Here is a 21006-nt window from a genome sequence, read left to right on the forward strand (position 1 = left end):
GGTACTGCACTCGGAAGGGTGTGGGAGAGTAGGTCGCCGCCGGACATTCTTTGTGAAGGAAAGGGGTTGTGGCTCGTCACGGGCTGCTCCCGCCACCAGGTTTCCTGGTGGTGGTCGAGCGCGGTGACGAGCCACAACCCCTTTTTTCATGCCGTTTTCCCCTCGTGCTGTCTTCCCCTCGGCGTACCGCGCGCTGCGGGACAGTACTCGTGGCGCTTGAGTGCTCTGTCTGCATTGCTCCTGATCACGTCACCTCAGGACGCGGGCTCGATGAAGAGCTGTGCCGCTAGGGATCGGTGCGCGCCGTCGACGGCGCCCGGCTCCGCTGAGCGGGTCTTTACACGTTTCAACACCTGCTCTACGGTGTTCCGCATGCCATGCGATCCCTCGCGTCCGCCACGACGGAAGGCGCTTCCCCGTGGGTGGTGTCGTCTCGCCTCCGTCGGACCGCTCCCCAGGGGCCTGTTCCCTGCGCTGTGAGGCGTGCTGTTGCGCGTGACGGCTCAAGGGCCTCGCGCCGCCGCTCCCATCGATCGAAGGAGATCCCTTGCCCTCTCGTCGTTCCCTGCTCGCCCTGCCGGCCGCCGTGCTGGTGTCGTCGGGGCTCGCTGCCTGCGGGCCCAACATGCCCTCCGGTTCCGGGGGCGGCGCAGGTGGGGCGTCGGACGAGGGGTCCCTGCGCTTCGCGTGGTGGGGGAACGCTGTCCGCGACGACCTGACGCGCGAGGCGATCTCCACGTATGCGAAGGAGACCCCGGACCTGGCGATCGCGGGCGAGCCCACCGACTGGACGGGCTACTGGGACAAGCTCGCCACCCAGGTCGCCGGTGGGGAGGTCCCCGACATCCTGCAGATGGACGAGGCCTATCTGAGCGAGTACTCGAGCCGCGGCATCCTGCTGGATCTCGGTGACACCGCCATCGACACCGCCGAGTTCGAGTCCTCCGCCGTGGATGCAGGGAAGGTGGACGGCCGGCTCTTCGCGCTCAACGCCGGCGTCAACGCCCCCGTGCTGCTGGCGAACCCCGAGGTCTTCCGTGCTGCGGGTGCGGAGATGCCGGACGACTCCACCTGGACGTGGGACGACCTGCTCGAGACGTCCGCTGCGATCACGAAGGCCACTCCTGACGGGACCTACGGCGTCCAGCAGCTCGGCGCCGCGGGCGACCCCTCCCTGAGCGTCTACCTCCGCCAGTTGGGCGTGGAGAAGTTCGACGGCGAAGGCCTGGGCTTCTCGGCGGACCACCTCGAGCAGTGGATGGACTACTCGCTCCGCCTGCAGAGCTCGAAGGCGTCCCCTGGCGCCTCTCTCGCCGTGGAGGAGACGGGCAAGGCTGTCGATCAGACGCTGTTCGCCACCGGGAAGTGCGCTCTGGCGTCCGCGTGGTCGAACCAGGTCGTCAGCAACGACCAGGCCCTGGACGGGGCGGTGAAGGTGCTGAGGCTGCCCTCCATGACCGGGTCGGCCCGGGACGTGCAGCTCTGGTACAAGGCCTCGATGTACTTCTGCGCCTCCGCCCGGTCGTCCCAGCAGAGCGCCGCGACGGCCTTCCTCGACTGGCTCGTCAATTCGCCGGACGCCGGGCGGATCCTCGTCGCCGAACGCGGGGTCCCTGCCAACCTCTCCGTGCGCGAGGAGATCCGTGGAGACCTCTCCGGTGCCGACCTCAAGGCCGTCGACTTCATCGAGTCCATCGCCGACGAGCTCGGTGATCCCCCGCCCATCACCCCGCCCGGTGGGACCGCCGTGAGCGATGCATTGGGGCGACACATGGAGGACGTCCTGTTCGGCAGGACGAGCCCTCCCGAGGCGAGCGAGGCGGCCGTGACCGAAGCCGCCGGGCAGCTCGGCTGAGAGCGTGAACGGCTCGACGCGGCGCCGGTCGTCTACCCGGTGGACAGCGCTATCCCAGGTCACGAGGTCGTGGTGTTGCGACCGGATGAGAACGTTTGCACAACAGGGGGTCCGTCTGCCTAGAATCGCGATCTCTCGTGTGACCCGGGTCTCCCGGCGCGTGCGGCAGGCAGTGACGCCCCCGCACACCCGACGGACCCTGCCCCGCCTCCACCCGTTCAGCAGTCCAGCACCCGGGGATCCGTCCCCTGATCGAAGGAGATCACGTGCCTACTCGACGCCAAGCCCTCGGCCTGTCCCTGACCGTCCCCGCCCTCTGGGGCCTCGCCGCCTGCGGCCCGAACCAGTCCAGCAGCTCCTCCGGTGGCGGGGGTGCGGGATCCCTGCGCTTCATGTGGTGGGGCAACGCGATCCGCGACGACCTGACCCGCAAGGCCATCGACGCCTACAAGGACGTCCAGCCGGATCTGACGATCTCGGGGGAGCCGGCCGACTGGTCGGGGTACTGGGACAAGCTCGCCACCCAGGTCGCCGGCGGTGACATGCCCGAGGTGATCCAGATGGACGAGAAGTACCTCAGCGAGTACGGCAACCGCGGAGCCCTTCTCGAGCTGGCGGACGCCGGCCTGGACACGAGCGATTTCGAGGACACCTCGGTCAAGGCCGGCGAGGTGCCCGACAAGGGCCTGCTCGCCATCAACGCCGGCGTCAACACGCCCGTCCTGCTGGCGAACCCCGCCGTCTTCGAGAAGGCCGGGGTCGACCTGCCCGATGACACGACATGGACCTGGGACGATCTGATCGACCGGGCCACGCGGATCACCGAGAAGAGTGCGAAGGGCGTCTACGGCATCCAGCAGATCGGGCTGGTCCAGGCCACCTTCCAGGTCTACATGCGCCAGTTCGGCAAGGACCAGTACGCCACCGACGGCGCCGGCTTCTCGGCCGAGGACGCCGAGGAGTTCTTCGCCTACGCCCAGAAGCTGCAGGACACCAAGGCCTCGCCCGGCGCCTCCCTCGCCGTCGAGGAGGCCGGCCAGTCCGTGGACCAGTCGATGTTCTCCACCGGGAAGACCGCCATGCAGGTCGCCTGGTCGAACCAGGTGGTCGCCTTCGACGCCGCCGCCGGCGGGGACGTGCGCGTGCTGCGCATGCCGTCGATGACCGGCCGGGCCGCCGATGCCCAGCTCTGGTACAAGGCCTCGATGTACTTCGCCGTGGCCGCGAAGGCGTCCGATCCGAAGCAGGCCGTCGCGTTCGTGGACTGGCTGGTGAACTCGCCGGATGCCGGCAAGCAGCTGCTCGCCGAGCGCGGTGTCCCCGCGAACCTCGAGGTCCGCAAGGCCATCGAGGGCGACCTCACGGAGTCCGACCGCAAGGCCGTGGACTTCATCGAGGACATCGCCGGGGAGCTCGGCGAGACACCGGTGATCACCCCGCAGGGCGGCGGCGAGTTCGAGGACATCCTCAAGCGCTGCGGGGAGGACCTGCTGTTCGGTCGCCAGGACGCGAAGGCCGCCGGCAAGGCGCTGCTCGACCAGCTCACCTCCGCGATCTCCGTCTGAGACCCCCGCACCCAGCAGGAAGGACCCCCATGAGTGCACTCGGCGAACTCGCCACCATGGCGAAGACCCGACGCAGAGGCGGTGTGAAGGAGAAGCACCCCGACAACAAGCCGGCGCTCGCGTTCATGCTGCCGTGGCTGCTGGGGCTTCTCGGCATCACGCTGCTGCCGATGATCGCCTCGCTGTACCTCTCGTTCACCGACTACAGCCTGCTGGCCGCACCCCGGTGGATCGGGCTGCAGAACTTCGTGGACATGTTCCACGACGCCCGCCTGATGAGCTCGCTCAAGGTCACCCTGATCTACGTGGTCGTCGGCGTCCCGCTGCAGCTCGCCCTCGCGCTCGCCCTCGCGGTCCTGCTGAACGAGGGCCTGAAGGGGCTGTCCTTCTACCGCTCGATCTTCTACCTGCCCTCGCTGCTGGGCGGGTCGGTCGCGATCGCGATCCTCTGGCGCCAGATGTTCGGCACCGGAGGACTCGTCAACCAGTTCCTGGGGATGCTCGGGCTGACGAACCTGCCGGGCTGGATCTCCGACCCCTCGACGGCGCTGGGCACGATCATCCTGCTGCACGTGTGGACGTTCGGCTCGCCGATGATCATCTTCCTCGCCGGTCTCCGGCAGATCCCCCAGATGTACTACGAGGCTGCCGCGGTGGACGGCGCGACGAGGTGGAGCCGCTTCCTGCGCATCACGCTCCCGCTGCTGACGCCGATCATCTTCTTCAACCTCGTGCTCCAGGTGATCAACGCCTTCCAGTCCTTCACGCAGGCGTTCGTGGTCTCCGGGGGCACCGGAGGACCGTCGGACTCGACCCTCTTCTACACGCTGTACCTCTACCAGAAGGGGTTCACCCAGTTCGACATGGGCTACGCCTCGGCGATGGCCTGGCTGCTGCTGGTGATCGTCGCGCTCTTCACCGCCGTCAACTTCCTCGTCTCCAAGTTCTGGGTGTTCTACGATGACTGACCAGCTCACGACCCCCGCCCCGTCGGCCGTCACCACCCCGGCGCCGGCGCCGGCCAACGCCTCCACCCTGCGCCGGCGACGCACACGCCGCGTCGGCCCGGTCGTCCGCCACGCGATCCTGATCATCGCCTCGCTGGTCATGATCTACCCGCTGCTGTGGATGGTGGTCAGCTCCCTGCGCCCCAACAGCGAGATCTTCCGCAACCCGGGCCTTCTGCCCATCCGCTTCAACGTCGAGAACTACGTCAACGGCTGGCACGCGCTCGCCCAGCCCTTCTCGCACTACCTGCTGAACTCGACGTTCCTGGTGCTGGGCTGCGTGGTCGGCAACGTCATCGCCTGCTCGCTGACCGCCTACGCCTTCGCCCGGCTGCGGTTCTGGGGGCGCAACATCGCGTTCGCGGTCATGCTGATGACCCTCATGCTGCCGATCCACGTGGTGATCGTGCCGCAGTACATCATGTTCTCCCAGACCGGATGGGTGAACACGATGCTGCCGCTGATCCTGCCGAAGTTCCTGGCCACCGACGCCTTCTTCGTCTTCCTCATGGTGCAGTTCATCCGCGGCATCCCGAAGGAGCTCGACGAGGCGGCGCGCATCGACGGCTGCGGGCACTTCCGGATCTTCTTCCGGGTGATCATGCCGCTGATGACCCCGGCCATCGCCACCACCGTCATCTTCACCTTCATGTGGATGTGGAACGACTTCTTCGGCTCCCTCATCTACCTCACCACCCCGGACAACTTCACCGTCCCGCTCGCCCTGCGCGCCTTCCTCGACTCGCAGGGCACCTCGGACTGGGGCGCCATGTTCGCCATGTCCGTGCTGTCCCTGGTCCCCCTGTTCATCGTGTTCCTGTTCGGTCAGCGGTTCCTGATCCGCGGCTTCGCGACCACCGGCATCAAGTGACCCCCGTCGTCCCACCGTCCCCGACCCCGTGGAAGGACCCTGCATGACCACGCGCTACGGTCTGATCGGCACCGGTCACCGCGCCCAGATGTACATCGATGCGATCACCGGCCCCCATGCCGACGTCGCCGAGCTCGTCGCCCTGTTCGACACGAACCCCGGGCGCATGCAGCACTACCGCGAGCACCACCCGGCCCTCGCCGACGTGCCCACCCGCGGACCCGAGCACCTCGAGGAGACCATCGCCGAACTCGGCATCGAGCGCATGATCATCACCTCGATGGACCGCTTCCACGCCGAGCACATCGTGCGCAGCCTCGAGGCCGGGGCCGACGTGATCGTCGAGAAGCCGCTGACGATCGACGCCCCGAAGGCCCGCGAGATCGCCGAGGCCGCCGAGCGCACCGGCCGCAGCGTGACGGTCACCTTCAACTACCGTTACTCCCCGCGCAACAGCGCCCTGCGCGAGGTGATCGCCGACGGACGCATCGGCACCCCGCTCTCCATGGTCTTCGAATGGGTGCTCGACACCGCCCACGGCGCCGACTACTTCCGGCGCTGGCACCGGGACAAGGCGAACTCGGGCGGACTCTTCGTGCACAAGGCTTCCCACCACTTCGACCTCGCCTCCTGGTGGGTCGACGCCTACCCGCAGCGCGTCTACGCCCGCGGCGGCGTGCGGTTCTACGGCGCCGAGGCCGCGGCCCGGCGAGGCGTCACCGCTCCCGCCGAGCGCGGCACCCACGACGGACCGCACGGCCCCTTCGAGCTGGACCTGCGCAGCGACCCCCGCCTGAAGGAGCTCTACCTCGACCAGGAGCAGCACGACGGGTACCGCCGCGACCAGGACGTCTTCTCCGCCGGGGTGACCACCGAGGACAACCTGACGGCGATCGTCGACTACGACAGCGGGCTCACCCTCACCTACGCGCTGACCGCGCACAGTCCCTGGGAGGGCTACCGCGTCGCCGTGAACGGCACCGAGGGCAGGGTCGAGCTCGAGGTCGTCGAGCGCACCGCCGTGCTCAGGGACCGCGAGGACGGCGTCGCGGCCGACGGGGAGACGGGAGACGCACGCGGCGAGGCGGTCGTCGACCCCAGCGCGGTGCGCGTGGCCGACGAGGGCGACGGAGCGCGCCACGCGGGCGAGCGCCTCGTCCTGCAGCGTCACTTCGAGGCCGCGCAGGAGGTCGAGATCCCGCGCGGCGAGGGAGCGCACGGCGGCGGCGACGCCCTCATGCTCGCCGAGGTCTTCCGGGGACGTGGAGCCGGTGCCGGGGACGGGGCAGGTGCCGATCTCGGTGTCGACGACGGGACGGGAGGTGACCCGCTGGGGCGGGCCGCCGACTGGCACGACGGTCTGCGCGCGATCTCCATCGGCGTCTGCGGCAATGCGTCGATCGAGACCGGCCGGCCGATCGACGTCGAGACCTTCATGGGCATCGACCGATGAGCGCGGATCGCGCCGCAGGGCACGGAGGATCCGGTGGCCGTCCGCTCGCGCTGATCGGCACCCGCGGCTTCGGCGCCGTGCACCTTGAGCAGATGGCCCCTCTGCGCGAGAGCGGGCGGATCCGCCTGGTCGGCGTCGTCGACGTCGCCGAGCCCGACCCCGGGATCGGCGCCCCGTGGTTCCCGACCCTCGATGCCCTGCTCGAGGGCGCCGAGGAACGCCCCGAGATCCTGGTCGTCGCGACCCCCATCACCACCCATGCCGACCTCGCCCTCGCCGGTCTCGCCGCCGGCTGCCACCTCTACCTCGAGAAACCGCCCGTTCCCTCCCTCGCCGACCACGCCCAGGTGTTGCACGAGGCACGCAGGACCGGGCGCAGCGTCCAGGTCGGCTTCCAGGCGCGCGGCGGAGGAGGCGCGACCCGGATGCGCGAGCTGCTCGCCACCGGGGCGCTCGGCGAGGTCCGCAGCGTCGACGCCTACGGCGCCTGGCTCCGCGACCGCGCCTACTACGCGCGCAGCCCCTGGGCAGGCCGGCGCCGGATGGACGGTCGACGCGTGGCCGACGGGGTCGCCACCAACCCCCTCGCCCATGCCGTCGACCTCGCACTCCTGACCGCGGGGATCACCCGTGCCGCCGACATCGGGGTCATCACCAGCGAACTGCGCCGCGCCCACGACATCGAGGCCGACGACACCACCTATCTGCGCGTGGATCCCGTCGGCGCTGCCGGTCCGGTGGACCCCAGCGGCACGATGAGCCCCGCTCCCTTCGTCCACGCCGCTCTGACCACCACCGCCCCCGTCCAGGAGGAGCCATGGATCCAGATCCGGGGCGACCAGGGGCGTGCACGGCTCGAGTACACGACCGACCGTCTCGAGATCGTCGATGCCTCGGGGCGCGCCACCGAGGAGCGCTTCGGCCGCGAGAGCCTGCTGGAGAACCTCCTGGACCACCTGGACGATCCTGCCGTGGCGCTGCTGTCGCCGCTCGAGAGCACCGAGGCCTTCACGACCGTCCTCGAGGCGACCCAGTCGGGTCCCGATCCTCGGCCCATCGACGCCGAGCACGTGACCTGGGAGGGCGAGGGGGCGGCGGCTCATCCCCTGGTCCACGACGTCGAGGACTGGATGACGCGCGCTCTGGACGCCGGCGAGCCCTTCAGCCGCATCGGCGCTCCCTTCGCCGATCCCACGGCGATTCACCAGACCGACCCGTCGACCCTCGGGATCGACACACACCGAACCACCGGAGGAGATGCCCGATGACCCTGCGCACCCAGACCCTGCAGGCCGATGTGGTCCGCCGTCGTGACGGCACGGGCCTGCTGCTGCGCGCAGCAGCCGCCGGCGATCTCGCTGCCTTCGAGGGGACCGTCTCCGAGGCGGACGGCGGCGCCGTGCTCGAGGGACCCGCCGACCACGCCAATGCCCTCGCCCTGCGTGCGGCGATCCCCGCTCTGCGCCCCCAGCTGGTGAGCGGACACCGCACCTCGGTGGGCACCGGGGACCGCACGGGCCTCGCGACCTCGGGGCAGGCCCGCGCCTTCGCGGACGTCGGCCAGGGAGTCTTCCCGGTGTTCGCACAGCAGTCGATCCGCGAGATGGACCGACTGGGCCGCAGCGCCCGCGAGGTCCTCGACGATGCCGTGTTCGGGCTGGTCGAGAACGGGTGGGAGAGCGGGTACGGGGCCGACTGCGACCACATCAAGTCCACCGAGGGCATCGACCGGGGACTCGACGCGGGCTTCCGGATGTTCACCCTCGACCCGGGCGACGAGGTCCGGGACGTCACCGCAGGGATCACCGACCAGCAGGTCGACGCCCTGCCGTGGGCCGCTCTCGAGGACTCCCGCAGCGACGTGCTCGCCCGGTACCGGGGGCTCGTCCTGGAGGCGGCAGGGGAGAGGATCGCCCCCACCGACGCCGAGATCCTGACCGCCGCCGTGAAGTACGGCGGCGCGGTCGCCGAGGCCGTGCGCCTCCACCGTCACCTGCACGAGAACGCGCCGCGGGAGGCAGGAGCGGAGGTCGAGGTCGAGATCGCGGTCGACGAGACGGCCTGGCAGACCACCTTCTTCGAACACCACTACCTCGCCACCGAGCTCGAACGACTGGGCGTCGGCTGGTTCTCCTTCGCGCCCCGCTACGTCGACGGCTTCGAGAAGGGGCTCGAGTTCCGCGGCAATCGGGAGGAGCTGCGCCGGAACCTGGAGGTCCACCACGCGGTCGCCGAGCTCCACGGCGGCTACAAGATCTCCCTGCACTCCGGGTCCGACAAGTTCTCCGTCTACCCCCTGGCGCTCGAGGCGACCGACGGACTCGTGCACCTGAAGACCTCCGGCACCTCCTACCTGTGCGCGCTCGAGGCCATCGCCGAGGAGGACCCCGAGCTGTTCGGGACGATCTGGGACATCTCCCGCGCCGGCTACGCCCGCGCCAAGGCCTCCTACCAGGTCTCCGCCCACGAGGACCGCACCCCCGCCGACCTCACGGGGATCCGGACCGAGGACCTCGTGGACCTGGTCCGCGAGAACGAGGACGCCCGTCAGATCCTGCACGTGGGCTACGGCGACTCGCTCACCGCCGCGCTCGCCGACGGGACCGCGCTCGCCGACCGCTTCGCAGCCGACCTGCGCGCACGCCACGACCTGTACACCGAGGTGCTGACCCCGCACATCGCCCGTCACCTCGCTCCCTTCGCCGCCGTCCCGGCGCGCTGACCCGATGAGCGCGGACGCTCGGCGCAGCGGGGGCTCCGAGTCGAGGTCAGAGGGACCGGCCCTGCCGAGCGTCGCCACGCTGCGCGCCGGGTTCGCCGAGCCGGACCCGGCCGACCGGCCGATGATGCGCTGGTGGTGGTTCGGGCCCGACCAGGAGCACGCCGAGATCGACCGTGAGCTCGCCGCCATGGCCGCGGCGGGCCTCGGCGGGGCCGAGGTCGCCGTCGTGTACCCGCTGCGGGAGACGACCGACCGTTACGGCTCGGAGCGGATGCTCGCCGCCCTGCGCCACGCCGCCGAGCAGGCACGCTCCCTGGGCCTGCGCCTGGACGTGACCCTGGGCAGCGGATGGTCCTTCGGCGGTCCCCACATCGGCCCCGAGCACGCCTCCCGGCGCCTGCGATGGGAACGCCGCGAGATCTCCCCGGCGCCGCTGGAGGTGGGGCTGCGGCCTGCGTGGCCCGGCGACGAGTTCGTCGGCGCGTACCTGGGCGAGGGGGCGTCGCCGACGACCTGGGAGCACCTGCCGGTGGCGAGCGGCAGCGGCGCGGACGTCGCGCTGCGGATCCCACCCGGCCGCGGTCCACGCACCGTGCTGCTGGCCTGGTCCGAGGTGACGGGACAGCAGGTCAAACGCTCGGCTGCGGGAGCCGAAGGTCCCGTGCTGGACCACCTCTCGGCCTCGGCCACCCGCCACCACCTCGACGTCGTCGGCGAGGCCCTGCTCGGCGCGGTCCCCGCCGAACTGCTGGGGTCCGTGTTCTGCGACAGCCTCGAGGTCTACGAGGCCGGATGGACCCCGTCCCTTCCCGAGGAGTTCGCGCGTCGGCGCGGCTACGACCCCATCCCGGTGCTGCATCGCCTCGTCACCGAGGAACCCGACCCGGCTCCCACGACGCCGTCGGATGCCGTCCCACCGGACCGCGGCAGGCTCCGCGTCGACATGGGCCGCACCCTCGGCGAGCTCGTCGAGGAGAACTTCCTCGCGGTCTGCCGGGACTGGGCCGCGGCCCACGGCGTGCCCTTCCGTGTCCAGGCCTACGGCGAGCCGCCGGTCACGCTCAGCGCCTACCGCTCCGTCGACCTCGTCGAGGGCGAGGGCGCCGGCTGGACGTCGATCACCGCGTGCCGCTGGGCGTCCTCGGCCGCCCACCTGCTGGGCCGCGACGTGGTCTCGAGCGAGATCTGGACCTGGGTGCACTCGCCGTCCTTCCGGGCCACGCCGCTGGACCTGCAGGCGGAGGCCCACGATCACCTGCTCTCGGGCATCACGCGCTTCGTCGGCCACGGCTGGCCCTACTCCCCGCCCGACGCACCCGGCCTGGGCTGGCGCTTCTACGCCGCGGGAGCGCTCGACGACCGCAACCCCTGGTGGTCGGCGATGCCGGAGCTCACCGCGTCGCTCGCCCGACTCTGCGGGCTCCTGCGACAGGGGGAGCCGGTCGCCGACGTGGCGGTGCTGCTCCCGGCCGACGACGCGCGCGCCGCCCACCCCGGCGGCTTCGACCTCTTCAAGGCCTCCCGTGACCGCATCGGCCCGAGGATCCCAGCGGCGATCCGCACCGGAGGCCGCGACCTCGACCTGGTGGACGATCCCGCGCTCGAGGACCTCGCGCCCGACGCCTACCCGGTGGTCGTCGTGGCCGGGACGAGCCGGGCGCCCGCCTCCACCCGTGCATGGCTCGACGCCGTGCGCGTCGCGGGCGGCACGGTGCTCGCCGTCGACTCCCCTCTGTGTCCCAAGGACGAGCACGTGAGCGAGGACGCGGTCGCCGCGGCGCTGGACGCCGCGCTTCCTCCCGACGTGTCCCTGACGGGTGACGGCGGGCAGATCGGTGTCGTGCACCGGCGGCTCGCCGATGCGGACCTCTATCTCATCGCGAACACGGGCGCTGCCGTGCGCTCCATCGCGATCGCCCCGCGCACCCAGCGGGAGAGCTACGAGATCTGGGATCCGGCCGACGGGAGCGTGCGCGCCCCTGCCACCGCAGGCGCGGGTGCCGGGAACAGGGCGGTGGCTCTCGAGCTGCACCCCTACCAGGCGATCGTGCTGGTCGGGACCGATGAGCGGGCCACCGGTGCCGGCGGGCCCGAGGGGCCCGGGCCCGCTGCCGGGGAGGGGACCGACGCCGGGACCTCGCAGCGTCCGGAGGTCCTCGTCCAGACGCCGCTCGCGGGACCCTGGGCCTTCACGAGCGGGGCGGACGCCGTGCGCGAGGTGATGCTCCCGCACGGCTGGGAGGGCGAGCTGCCGCCCGAGCGCACGCGCGGAACCTACGAGCAGGAGGTGGAGATCCCCGCCGAGCACCTCGGCCCGGGGCTGCGCGTGGAGCTCGACCTGGGCCCGTGCACGCCGATGCCGCGGCCGGCGGACGCACAGGGCTTCCGCGCCGAGGTGCAGACGCCCGTCGGAGAGATCGCCGTGGTCGAGGTCGACGGGCAGCGCGCCGGGATCATCTGGCGCGCGCCGCACCGCCTGGACCTCACCGGCCACCTGCGCCCGGGACGGAACCGGATCAGGCTGACGGTGCTGACCACCGCGGCGGGGCCCTCCGCCGTCGACCCGCACGTCGAGCCGATGGTCGCCGAGTCGCGCCGCCTCTACGGCGAACGGTTCGAGCTGCAGGACCTCGACCGTGCCCTCGAGGGGGTGCGGCGCGGTCTGCACGAGGTGCCGGTGCTGCGGGTCCGGCAGGCCGCCTGACGCTGTTCAGGCCCGGGGGAGTGTTCCCTCGGCCGCGACCACCGCGTCCACCAGGTCCTGCGGTGCGGTGCCGTCCAGGACGACGTCCAGCAGGGCCTGCACGCGGCGGGGTGTGTCCTCGATGCGCGCGGCCTCGGCGACGGCGTCGGCCTGCGGATCCGAGAACGCCGTGCCGGTGGCGACACGGTCGGTGACGAAGGTGGTCCAGGCGGCGACGAGCGCCACCGCACCGGGGGCCTGATCGGGTCCGCCGCGGTCCGTGATCACGGGCAGGGCACGCACGGTGAGCTTCACCGAGCCGTCGGCCGCGATGCGGTCCAGGGCGTCGGCCATGCGCGGGTTCTCGAACCGCTCGACGAGCGCGCCGGTGTAGGCGTCCAGCTCGTCGGCCGGCAGCGGCAGGGTGGCGCGGGCATCGGCCCACAGGGCCTCGACCAGGGCGCGCACGCCGGGGTCGCCGATCGCCTGGTCGACCCGCTCGTGGCCGGCGAGCTGCCCCGCGTAGGCCATCAGCGAGTGCGCACCGTTGAGCAGGCGCAGCTTGCGCTTCTCGTGCACCTCGACGTCCTCGACCAGCTGGGCGCCGGATCGTTCCCAGGCGGGGCGGCGGCCGCGGAAGGAGTCCTGGACGACCCACTCGGTGAAGGGCTCGGTGACCACGGTCGCGTGATCGGCGAAGCCGGTCGCCTCCTCGACGATCCGCTGGTCCTCGGCGCTCGCGGACGGGGTGATCCGGTCGACCATCGTCGAGACGACGTCCACGTGGTCGTCGAACCAGGCGCGGGTCTGCTCGTCGGCCGCGGAGAGCACCGCCGCGCGCAGCACCTCGCCGTTGCCCGGCAGGTTGTCGCAGGAGACCAGGGCGATCGGCTCCTCGACGCCGGCCTCGCGACGGGCGCGGAGGGCGAGTGCCAGGCGCGCCGGCGCCGAGACGGCGGGATCATCGCCCGCCGCGTACCCCTTCTCCGTGATGGTCAGGGTGACCACCGAGACCTCGGGGTCGGCCAGCAGGCGCTGCAGGGCCTCGAGGTCGTCGGCGGGGTGGACGGCATCGATCACGTCGATCAGACGCACCTGGTCGCCGCCGGCCTCGCGGACGACGAGCCCGTACCGGTTGCGCTGCGCGGAGAGGGTCTCGGCGATCGCGGGGGAGCGGCCGGTGAAGGCGGTGACCCGCCAGGTGTCCTCGGCCGTGCTCGCGTCCGCCGTGTAGGGCAGCGTGTGAGCGCGGGAGAAGTTGCCGATGCCGAGATGGACGAGGCGGCCCGCCGCGGGGGCGCCGGAGGACGCGGCCGACGGGTCGGCCTCGTGGGCAGCAGTGGTCATGGAGTGCTCCTCTCAGTGCGCGATCGGCGGGTACGCGGCGCGCGGCAGCGTGCTGGACAGGTCGATCGCGACCTCGGTCGCCTCGTCCTCCTGCAGGCGGTGCTCGGCGACCAGGTTCGCGAGGTAGCCGGCGTCGATGCGGCGCGAGAGATCGTGGCGCGCGGGGATGGAGGCGAAGGCGCGGGTGTCGTCGACGAAGCCGGAGGTGTTGTAGAACCCGGCCGTCTCCGTGGCGAGCTCGCGGAAGCGGCGCATGCCGTCGGGGGAGTCGAGGAACCACCAAGGGGCGCCCAGGCGCACCGAGGGGTAGGTGCCCGCGATCGGGGCGAGCTCGCGCGAGTAGACCGTCTCGTCGATCGTGAACAGGATGCAGCGGAAGCGCGGGTCGCGGCCGAAGCGGTCGAGCATCGGCTGCACGCCGCGCGCGTAGTCGACCGGGACCGGGATGTCGTATCCCTTGTCCTTGCCGTAGGACTGCAGGACACCGCTGTGATGGTCGCGCAGCACCCCGGGATGCAGCTGCATGACCAGGCCGTCCTCGCAGGACATCTCGGCGGTGGTGAACAGCATGTGCGCCTCGAAGGCGAAGGCCTCCTCCGCGCTGGGTGCGTGGCCGGCCAGCACGCGGGCGTACAGCGCGGAGGCATCGGCCGCGTCCATCGGGGTGGTGTCGGCCCGCAGGTGACCGTGGTCCGAGGCCCGTGCGCCGGCGGCGACGAACGCGCGCCGGCGCTCGCGCAGCGCCTCGAGGAAGCCGGTGTAGTCGCCGGTGTCGATGCCGGAGACCTCGCCGAGGGCCACCACCTCCTGCGCCCAGCTCGGCCCGCCGATCTGGTAGACCGCGTCCGGGCGGAACGTCGGCACCACTCGCTCCCCGAGTCCCTGCTCGGCGATCCGCGCGTGGTGGGCGAGGTCGGAGGTCGCCGGGTCCGTGGTCGAGATGATCTCGATCCCGAAGCGGTCCAGCAGCTGCTGGGGCCGGAAGTCCGGGCTCGAGACCACCGCGTCGATTTGGTCGTAGATGCGGTCGGCGGACTCGGCCGACGGCACCTCGTGGACGTCGAAGACCTCGACCAGCTCGTGCTCGATCCAGTAGCGCGAGGGCGTGCCGCGGTAGAGCTTCCAGTTCTCGCAGAAGGTGCGCCAGATGGCCCGGGAATCGGCCTCGACCGGGGCGCCGTCCGTCCGCGGGATCCCCAGCGCGTCGTAGGAGATGCCCTGCGAGGCGAGCATCCGGGTCACGTAGTGGTCCGGGACGATCAGCAGCTGGGCGGGGTCGGCGAAGGGCGTGTTCTCGGCGAAGGCCTGGGCCTCCACGTGCCCGTGCATCGAGATCAGGGGGAGGTCGGCGATCTGCGTGTAGATCCGGCGGGCGATCTCCCGCACCGCCGGGTCGGCCGGCAGCGCTCGATCGGGGTGCAGGGTCAGGGGCGACGTGGGCATGAGGTCTCCTCCTCGGGTCGGCGACGGCGGGCGACCGTGCACGGGCGGTGTGCACATCGACGGCTCGCCGGTGACTGCAATCGTTTGCAGGGCGGGCTCCGGACGACTATATAGTGACCGGGCACCAGGGGAGTTCGAAACGGTTGCACGCGGATGCCGCGCCGTCGCGCCGTCGTGCACGGTCCGCGGAGAAGGGGGAAGAGCATGGTGGCCACACTGCGCGAGGTCGCAGCACAGGCGGAGGTCTCCGTCGCGACGGCCTCGCGGGCCTTCCAGCGCCCGCAGATGGTCGGGGCGGCCACTCGCGGCCGCATCCTGAAGGCCGCCGACGACCTCGGCTACAGCCCCAACACGGTCGCCCGTGCTCTGGTGACCGGGCGCCGCGGCGTCCTCGGCGTGGTCGTGCCCGACCTGCTGAACCCCTTCTACCCGGCCGTCCTCAAGGGGGCGCAGGCCCGGGCGCGCGAGCACGGCGTGCAGCTGCTGCTGGCCGATGCGGAGGAGGCGCCTGCGGGCGAGCTGCCGCTGGTCAGCACCCTGGCCCCGCAGGTCGACGGGATCGTGCTGTGCTCGAGCCGGATGGAGGAGGAGAGCCTGCGGCAGGCCGCCGCGCTCACGCGCCTCGCGCTGGTCAACCGGACCCACGAGGGGCTGCCCGGGATCCTCGCCGATCCCGGGCCCGGTGTGCGCGCCGCCGTGCACCACCTCGTGCAGCTGGGCCACCGCAGGATCGGCTACGCCGGCGGCCCGTCGGCGAGCAGGTCCGACGCCGATCGACGACGGACCCTGCGGACCGAGTGCGCCCGGGCAGGTGCGGAGCTCGTGGACGTCGGCCACTTCGCGCCGGGCCCCGAGGGCGGGCGTCAGGCCGCGGGAGCCCTGCAGGGCCTCGAGGTCACCGCGGTGCTGGTCTACAACGACGTCATGGCGCTGGGCATGATCGACCAGCTCACCAGCACCGGGCTGCGGATCCCCGGTGATCTCAGCGTGATCGGCTGGGACGACATCGAGTACGCGGGGATGCTGCGGCCGGGGCTGAGCACGGTGCGCGTGCCGCGCGCCGAGATCGGCGCGGCGGCGATCGACGTCCTGCTCGAGGCGGGGTCGGCGACGGAGGCCGACATCGCCCACCGGTTCCTGCCCACCGAGCTGGTGCTGCGCGGATCGACCGCTCGCGCCGAGAGCTGAGCGGGCTCAGTAGGAGTGGCGGCCTCCGGTCACCTGATGGACGGCGCCCTCGGGCGTGATGATCTCTGCGGGTATCCCGTCGGGGATCCGCACGTCGAGGTGGACCATGCCGTCCGCACGCTTGTCCCAAGCGACCTCGATCCGGCCGACGGGGGAGTCGAGGGCCCCGCGCACCCACTCGAGGCCCGGCCCCGGGACAGGCTGGACCTGCACCCGTCGGTATCCGGGCTCCGCAGGGCGGATACCCAGGACGACCTGGTAGATCCAGTCCGCCACGGCGCCGAGTGCGTAGTGGTTGAAGCTCGTCATCTCCCCGGGGTTGATGGAGCCGTCCGGGAGCATCGAGTCCCAGCGCTCCCAGATCGTCGTCGCCCCCATCGACACCGGGTACAGCCATGAGGGGCACTGCTCCTCGAGCAGCAGGCGGTAGGCGTCCTCGACGTGGCCCGTCCCCGAGAGCGCCCAGGTGACGAACGGGGTGCCCGCGAAGCCGGTGGAGACGCGGTAGTCGTGCGCGCGGACCAGCTCGGCCAACCGGGCTCCTGCCGACTCCCGGTCCGCGGCCTCGAGCAGGTCGAAGGCGATCGCGAGGGCGTAGACCGTCGCGCAGTCCGAGGTAATGGTCCCGTCCTCGTGCACGTAGGCGCGGGTGAAGGCGGCCAGGGTGTCCTCGGCCAGGCGCTGCCAGTGCGCGGCGTCCGCATCCTCCCCGAGCAGGCGTGCGGCCTCGGCGGCGAAGCGTGCCGAGCGCACCAGGCATGCGGTCGCCACCACGCCCTTGTCGGCCTTCGCGGCCGCGGGGTCGTGCGGCGAGGCGTCCGGATCCAGCCAGTCCCCGAACTGGAAGCCCGTGTCCCACAGGCCGCTGGGGGAGAGTGCCTTCTCGACGCTGCGCAGGTGCAGGGCGATTCCGGGGTACTCCTCGCGCAGACGCTCGAGGTCCCCGTAGGCGCTCCACAGTGCTTCGGCCACCCAGACGGCCGCATCGCCCCAGATCGCCGTCGGGGTGCTCGGGCTGGGCTCGGCATCGGCGGCGCGGGGGACGAGCTTCAGCAGGTCGGGCACCACGAACGGGACCACCCGCTCGGGGCTCGCGGCGGTCTCCGCACGGAGGTCGAGCAGCCAGGCGTGCAGGAAGTCGGCGACGTCGAACTGGAAGGCGGCGGTGGCGGCGAACGCCGCGATGTCGCCGGTCCAGCCCAGGCGCTCGTCGCGTTGCGGGCAGTCGGTGGGGACGGCGAGGAAGTTCCCCCGCTGTGACCAGATCGCGTTGCTGATCAGCTGGTTCACCCCGGCATGGGAGCTCTCGAAGGTCCCGGTCGGGCGGATGTCGGAGCCGACGACGACGGCCTCGATGTCCTGCTCCGTGAGGTCCCCGGGCCAGCCCGTGACCTCGGCGTAGCGGAAGCCGTGGAAGGTGAGTGTGGGTTCGAAGGTCTCCCCGGCGGGATCGCCGGCCAGGACGATGCGGTCGGTCGCCGCGGCGCCGCGCAGCGGCCTGGTCCCCAGCTCCTCGTCCTCGAGCACCTCCGCGTGGCGCAGCGTGATCTCCGTGCCCGCGGGGCCGGAGACGGAGAAGCGCAGGAAGCCGACGAGGTTCTGCCCGAAGTCCACCAGCGTGCGGCCCGAGGGGGAGGACCAGATGCGCTGCGGTGCGACGCTCTCGTGGCGCGTGATCGGCGGCGAGGCCTGGGGGATCAGGGTGGAGCGCTCGATCTCGACGATGCGCACGGGCTCGGGTTCCGTGGGGGCGAGGCGTCGGTCCTCGCGCTGACCCTGGTAGAGGTTCGCGAGCTCGATCGGTCCCAGGGACGACGTCCACGACTCGTCGGTGCGCAGGTACTCGACGGTGCCGTCGGTGAAGGTGACCTCGAGCGCGGCGAGGAAGGCGAGATCCTCCCCGTAGTTCGCGGGGGAGCCCGAGAATCCGAGGTCTCCGCGCCACCAGCCGCCGGCGAGGGTGACGTCGAGCTGCACCCGGTCCCCGCCCGTGCGGACGAGCTCGGTGACGTCGAAGCTCTGCACCTGCAGGCGGTGCTCGTAGACGGTCCACCCGGGGTTCAGCAGGGAGGTCGTCACCGGCCGGCCGTCGAGCCGGGCGTCGTAGACGCCGTGGGAGGTCGCATGGAGCACGGCGCCGGTCACCGCGGTGGCGCGCGTCCCCAGGTCGAGGGAGGACGAGAGCACGGGGAGTCGTCCGCGATCCTCGGGGGCGGTGATCGCGAGGGCGTCGGCGAGCAGGTCGGCGGGTGTGGTGGCTGGCACCGCCTCAGTCCACCATGGTGGCTGAAACGTTGCAAGAGCGGTCCCGCATCCTGGCTGCGCCACGGCGCCGTGCCGGTCGTCGCGTGGCCGTGGGGTACCGTCGGCCCGTGGTGAACTCGCGATCGGTGGGCATGAAGGACGTCGCGCGCGCGGCCGGGGTGTCCGTGGGGACGGTCTCGAACGTGCTGAACCGCCCCGGCATCGTCTCCGAGGACCGTCGGGCCCGTGTGGAGCAGGCGATCGCAAGCCTCGGGTACGTGCGCAACGATGCCGCCCGCCAGCTCAAGATGGGGCGATCGCGCACGGTGGGCGCGATCGTCCTGGACTCCACCAATCCCTTCTACGCCGAGCTCGTGCACGGCATGGAGGCCGCCGCCGAGGACTCCGGCCTGGCCGTGATCGTGGGCAGTTCGGGCAATCGCGCCGAGCGCGAGGAGCTCTACCTCTCGCTGTTCGAGGAGCAGCGGGTCCGCGGGATCCTGCTGGCCTCCGCGGGCGCCGGGAGCGAGGTGGTCCGAGGGATCATCGAGCGCGGCACCCCGGTGGTGACGGTCGAGGACGAGGGTGCCGTCAGCGGCGGCTCGACGGTCTCGGTCGACGACGTCGAGGGCGGCGGTCTCGCGCTGCGCCATCTGCTCGAGGGCGGGTCGCAGCGCCCGGCGATGGTCTACGCGCGCTCCGACCTGCACCAGGTGGCGGCGCGCATCGACGGGGCCCGGGCGGCCGCCGCCGCGGCCGGCGTGGAGCTCGAGCTGATCGAGGCCGAGGACCTCGACGTGCTCGCCGGACGCGCCGCCGGGGCCCAGGTCGCCGCGCGGTCTCCCGCGAACCGTCCCGACGGCGTGTTCTGCGTGAACGACCTCGTGGCCGTCGGCATGATGCAGGCCTTCGTGTACGAGGGGCGGATCGCCGTGCCCGATGACGTGGCCATGGTCGGCTACGACGACATCGCCTTCGCTCGCAGCACCGTGGTGCCGCTGACCTCGATCGCCCAGCCCGCGGACCTCATGGGTCGCACCGCGCTGGCGCTGCTCGAGGAGAAGATCGTCGGCGGCCCCGGCGCCGAGGACCGCCACGTGCGCTTCAGCCCGGAGCTGGTGCGGCGGGAGTCCTCGCGGGGCTGACCGGGCGCCTGCCGGGACCCGGCACGGCCCGGGAGGGTCACGCCCCGGCGGGCACCGCGTCCTCCTCGATGCGCAGATCGCGTCCGCGGGTCTCGGGCGAGGCGATCGCGCCGATCAGCGAGAGCGCGATCATCACCATCATGTAGACCGCGACCGGCCACCACGAGCCGGCCGCCCAGGTGATCAGCGCCGAGCACACCAGCGGGGCCACGCCGCCGCCCAGCACGGAGGAGAACTCCCTGGCGAGCGAGATGCCGGCGTAGCGGTAGCGGGCACCGAAGATCTCCGCGTAGAAGGCGCCCTGGCTGCCCACGGTCCCGTAGCCGGCGACGACGAAACCGACGAACACCACCAGGCCGATCAGGATCGGCTGTGCGGTGCTGATCAGCAGGAACGCCGGGATCGGGAAGACGAGCAGGAAGCTCAGGACGGCGATCATCACCGGGCGCCGACCGAAGCGATCGGTCGCGGCGCCGAACAGCACGCAGCCCACGGCCGCGCCGAGAGCCCCGTACAGCAGGATCTCGGGGATGAAGCTCGCCTCCACGTTCAGCCACGTGACCAGGAACGACCCCATGAAGACCTGGTAGATGTAGCTCTGGCCGTTGGATCCCATGTTGATCACGAACACCCGCCACAGCGGCGCGCGTCCGTGGCGCAGCACGTCCCCGATGGGCGTCGACTCCTGGCCGATGCGCGCCTTCTGGGTCTCGGCGAACACCGGGGACTCCTTGAGGGTCCGGCGCAGCACGTAGGCGGCGATGGTCACGATCGCCGAGGACCAGAACACCGCCCGCCAGCCCCAGCTGGTCAGGGCCTCCTCCGGCAGCTTCTGCGCGGCGATCCAGGCCAGGGCGCCCAGCACCGATCCCAGGGCTGCTCCCGAGAAGACGATCGAGGTGAAGAAGCCACGGCGGCGCACGCCCGCGGTCTCCGCCAGCAGGGTGACGCCGCCGGCCTGCTCGGCGCCGGCGCCGAAACCCTGGAGGATGCGGCAGACGACGAGCAGGATCGGCGCGAGGATCCCGGCCTGGTGGTAGGTGGGCAGGCAGCCGATCGCGAAGGTCGCGATGCCCATCAGGAACAGGGTGGTCACGAGCACCCACTTGCGCCCGAGACGGTCGCCGAAGCGGGAGAAGAACAGGCCTCCCAGCGGGCGCGCGGCGAAGCCCACGGCGTAGGCGCTCATCGCCGCGATGATGCCCACCGCCGGGGTGACATCGGGGAAGAAGAGGCTGTTGAAGATGATGGCGGATGCCGTGCCGTAGATGACGAAGTCGTACTGCTCGAGCATCGTGCCGACGAGCCCGGCGAGCGAGGCCTGACGAAGATGGGCGCGGTCCACCTCGGGTTCGGCGGCGGCGATGGCGCTGGACATGGCACTCCTGGCGTCGTTGCGAAGGCGTTTCATTGTGCGGTATGCACGATCCACAGAGCGTAACGGGGCGCGTCGGGCGGGGCAACCAGCGTCCGGAGCGCCGGG

14 protein-coding genes are annotated in these 21006 nt (G+C 71.6%); 10 read left to right on the plus strand and 4 right to left on the minus strand.

Annotation, left to right across the window (positions count from 1 at the left end):
- Window positions 1–547: 547 nt before the first annotated feature.
- From DEO23_RS04490 to DEO23_RS04525, 8 genes are all read left to right on the plus strand, one after another.
- A complete protein-coding gene (locus DEO23_RS04490) occupies window positions 548–1855 on the plus strand; it encodes an ABC transporter substrate-binding protein (RefSeq protein WP_109274842.1) in 1308 nt (435 codons plus the stop codon).
- Window positions 1856–2121: 266 nt separating this feature from the next.
- A complete protein-coding gene (locus DEO23_RS04495; protein ID WP_109274843.1) occupies window positions 2122–3420 on the plus strand; it encodes an ABC transporter substrate-binding protein in 1299 nt (432 codons plus the stop codon).
- Window positions 3421–3449: 29 nt separating this feature from the next.
- Window positions 3450–4388, plus strand: a complete 939-nt coding sequence (locus DEO23_RS04500) for a carbohydrate ABC transporter permease (protein WP_109274844.1) — start codon at window positions 3450–3452, stop codon at window positions 4386–4388.
- The gene (locus DEO23_RS04505) at window positions 4381–5298 is read left to right on the plus strand and encodes a carbohydrate ABC transporter permease (RefSeq protein WP_109274845.1); all 918 of its coding nucleotides are present in this window, start codon (window positions 4381–4383) and stop codon (window positions 5296–5298) included. The genes DEO23_RS04500 and DEO23_RS04505 overlap by 8 nt, the downstream gene beginning before the upstream one ends.
- A gap of 43 nt (window positions 5299–5341) precedes the next feature.
- Window positions 5342–6751 (plus strand): Gfo/Idh/MocA family protein, encoded by a 1410-nt coding sequence (locus DEO23_RS04510; RefSeq protein ID WP_109274846.1) that lies wholly within the window; start codon window positions 5342–5344, stop codon window positions 6749–6751.
- Entirely contained in the window at window positions 6748–8019 is a 1272-nt protein-coding gene (locus DEO23_RS04515) for a Gfo/Idh/MocA family protein (RefSeq protein ID WP_109274847.1), read from the plus strand. Before DEO23_RS04510 ends, DEO23_RS04515 begins: the two co-directional genes overlap by 4 nt.
- Window positions 8016–9473 carry a tagaturonate epimerase family protein gene (locus tag DEO23_RS04520; RefSeq protein ID WP_109274848.1) on the plus strand — a complete coding sequence of 486 codons (1458 nt, stop codon included), beginning with the start codon at window positions 8016–8018 and terminating at the stop codon, window positions 9471–9473. The genes DEO23_RS04515 and DEO23_RS04520 overlap by 4 nt, the downstream gene beginning before the upstream one ends.
- Window positions 9474–9477: 4 nt before the next feature.
- On the plus strand, window positions 9478–12177 hold the full coding sequence (locus tag DEO23_RS04525) for a glycosyl hydrolase (RefSeq protein WP_109274849.1): 2700 nt from the start codon (window positions 9478–9480) through the stop codon (window positions 12175–12177).
- 6 nt (window positions 12178–12183) lie between these two features.
- On the opposite strand, the gene DEO23_RS04530 is transcribed toward DEO23_RS04525, so the two are convergent.
- The gene (locus tag DEO23_RS04530) at window positions 12184–13503 is read right to left on the minus strand and encodes a mannitol dehydrogenase family protein (protein ID WP_109274850.1); all 1320 of its coding nucleotides are present in this window, start codon (window positions 13501–13503) and stop codon (window positions 12184–12186) included.
- 12 nt (window positions 13504–13515) lie between these two features.
- Entirely contained in the window at window positions 13516–14946 is a 1431-nt protein-coding gene (gene uxaC, locus DEO23_RS04535; RefSeq protein ID WP_109274851.1) for a glucuronate isomerase, read from the minus strand.
- 204 nt (window positions 14947–15150) lie between these two features.
- Here uxaC and DEO23_RS04540 point away from each other — a divergent pair, with 204 nt between their 5' ends.
- Window positions 15151–16134, plus strand: a complete 984-nt coding sequence (locus tag DEO23_RS04540) for a LacI family DNA-binding transcriptional regulator (protein WP_109274852.1) — start codon at window positions 15151–15153, stop codon at window positions 16132–16134.
- Window positions 16135–16140: 6 nt separating this feature from the next.
- Here the strand turns inward: DEO23_RS04540 and DEO23_RS04545 are convergent, their stop codons facing one another.
- Entirely contained in the window at window positions 16141–18399 is a 2259-nt protein-coding gene (locus tag DEO23_RS04545; protein WP_109274853.1) for an alpha-L-rhamnosidase, read from the minus strand.
- 107 nt (window positions 18400–18506) lie between these two features.
- On the opposite strand from DEO23_RS04545, the gene DEO23_RS04550 reads away from it, so the two are divergent.
- Window positions 18507–19523, plus strand: coding sequence for a LacI family DNA-binding transcriptional regulator (locus DEO23_RS04550; protein ID WP_240613220.1), 1017 nt, complete (start codon window positions 18507–18509; stop codon window positions 19521–19523).
- A gap of 37 nt (window positions 19524–19560) precedes the next feature.
- On the opposite strand, the gene DEO23_RS04555 is transcribed toward DEO23_RS04550, so the two are convergent.
- Entirely contained in the window at window positions 19561–20901 is a 1341-nt protein-coding gene (locus DEO23_RS04555; protein ID WP_205678867.1) for an MFS transporter, read from the minus strand.
- Window positions 20902–21006: the final 105 nt, after the last annotated feature.

Source organism: Brachybacterium endophyticum (genome assembly GCF_003130585.1).
GTDB classification, from domain to species: Bacteria; Actinomycetota; Actinomycetes; order Actinomycetales; family Dermabacteraceae; genus Brachybacterium; species Brachybacterium endophyticum.

Coding starts and splice junctions, on each gene's coding strand:
- DEO23_RS04500 (WP_109274844.1), top strand. CDS start 3,450: ATGAGTGCACTCGGCGAACTCGCCACCATGGCGAAGACCCGACGCAGA.
- DEO23_RS04505 (WP_109274845.1), top strand. CDS start 4,381: ATGACTGACCAGCTCACGACCCCCGCCCCGTCGGCCGTCACCACCCCG.
- DEO23_RS04510 (WP_109274846.1), top strand. CDS start 5,342: ATGACCACGCGCTACGGTCTGATCGGCACCGGTCACCGCGCCCAGATG.
- DEO23_RS04515 (WP_109274847.1), top strand. CDS start 6,748: ATGAGCGCGGATCGCGCCGCAGGGCACGGAGGATCCGGTGGCCGTCCG.
- DEO23_RS04520 (WP_109274848.1), top strand. CDS start 8,016: ATGACCCTGCGCACCCAGACCCTGCAGGCCGATGTGGTCCGCCGTCGT.
- DEO23_RS04525 (WP_109274849.1), top strand. CDS start 9,478: ATGAGCGCGGACGCTCGGCGCAGCGGGGGCTCCGAGTCGAGGTCAGAG.
- DEO23_RS04530 (WP_109274850.1), bottom strand. CDS start 13,503: ATGACCACTGCTGCCCACGAGGCCGACCCGTCGGCCGCGTCCTCCGGC.
- uxaC (WP_109274851.1), bottom strand. CDS start 14,946: ATGCCCACGTCGCCCCTGACCCTGCACCCCGATCGAGCGCTGCCGGCC.
- DEO23_RS04540 (WP_109274852.1), top strand. CDS start 15,151: ATGGTGGCCACACTGCGCGAGGTCGCAGCACAGGCGGAGGTCTCCGTC.
- DEO23_RS04555 (WP_205678867.1), bottom strand. CDS start 20,901: ATGTCCAGCGCCATCGCCGCCGCCGAACCCGAGGTGGACCGCGCCCAT.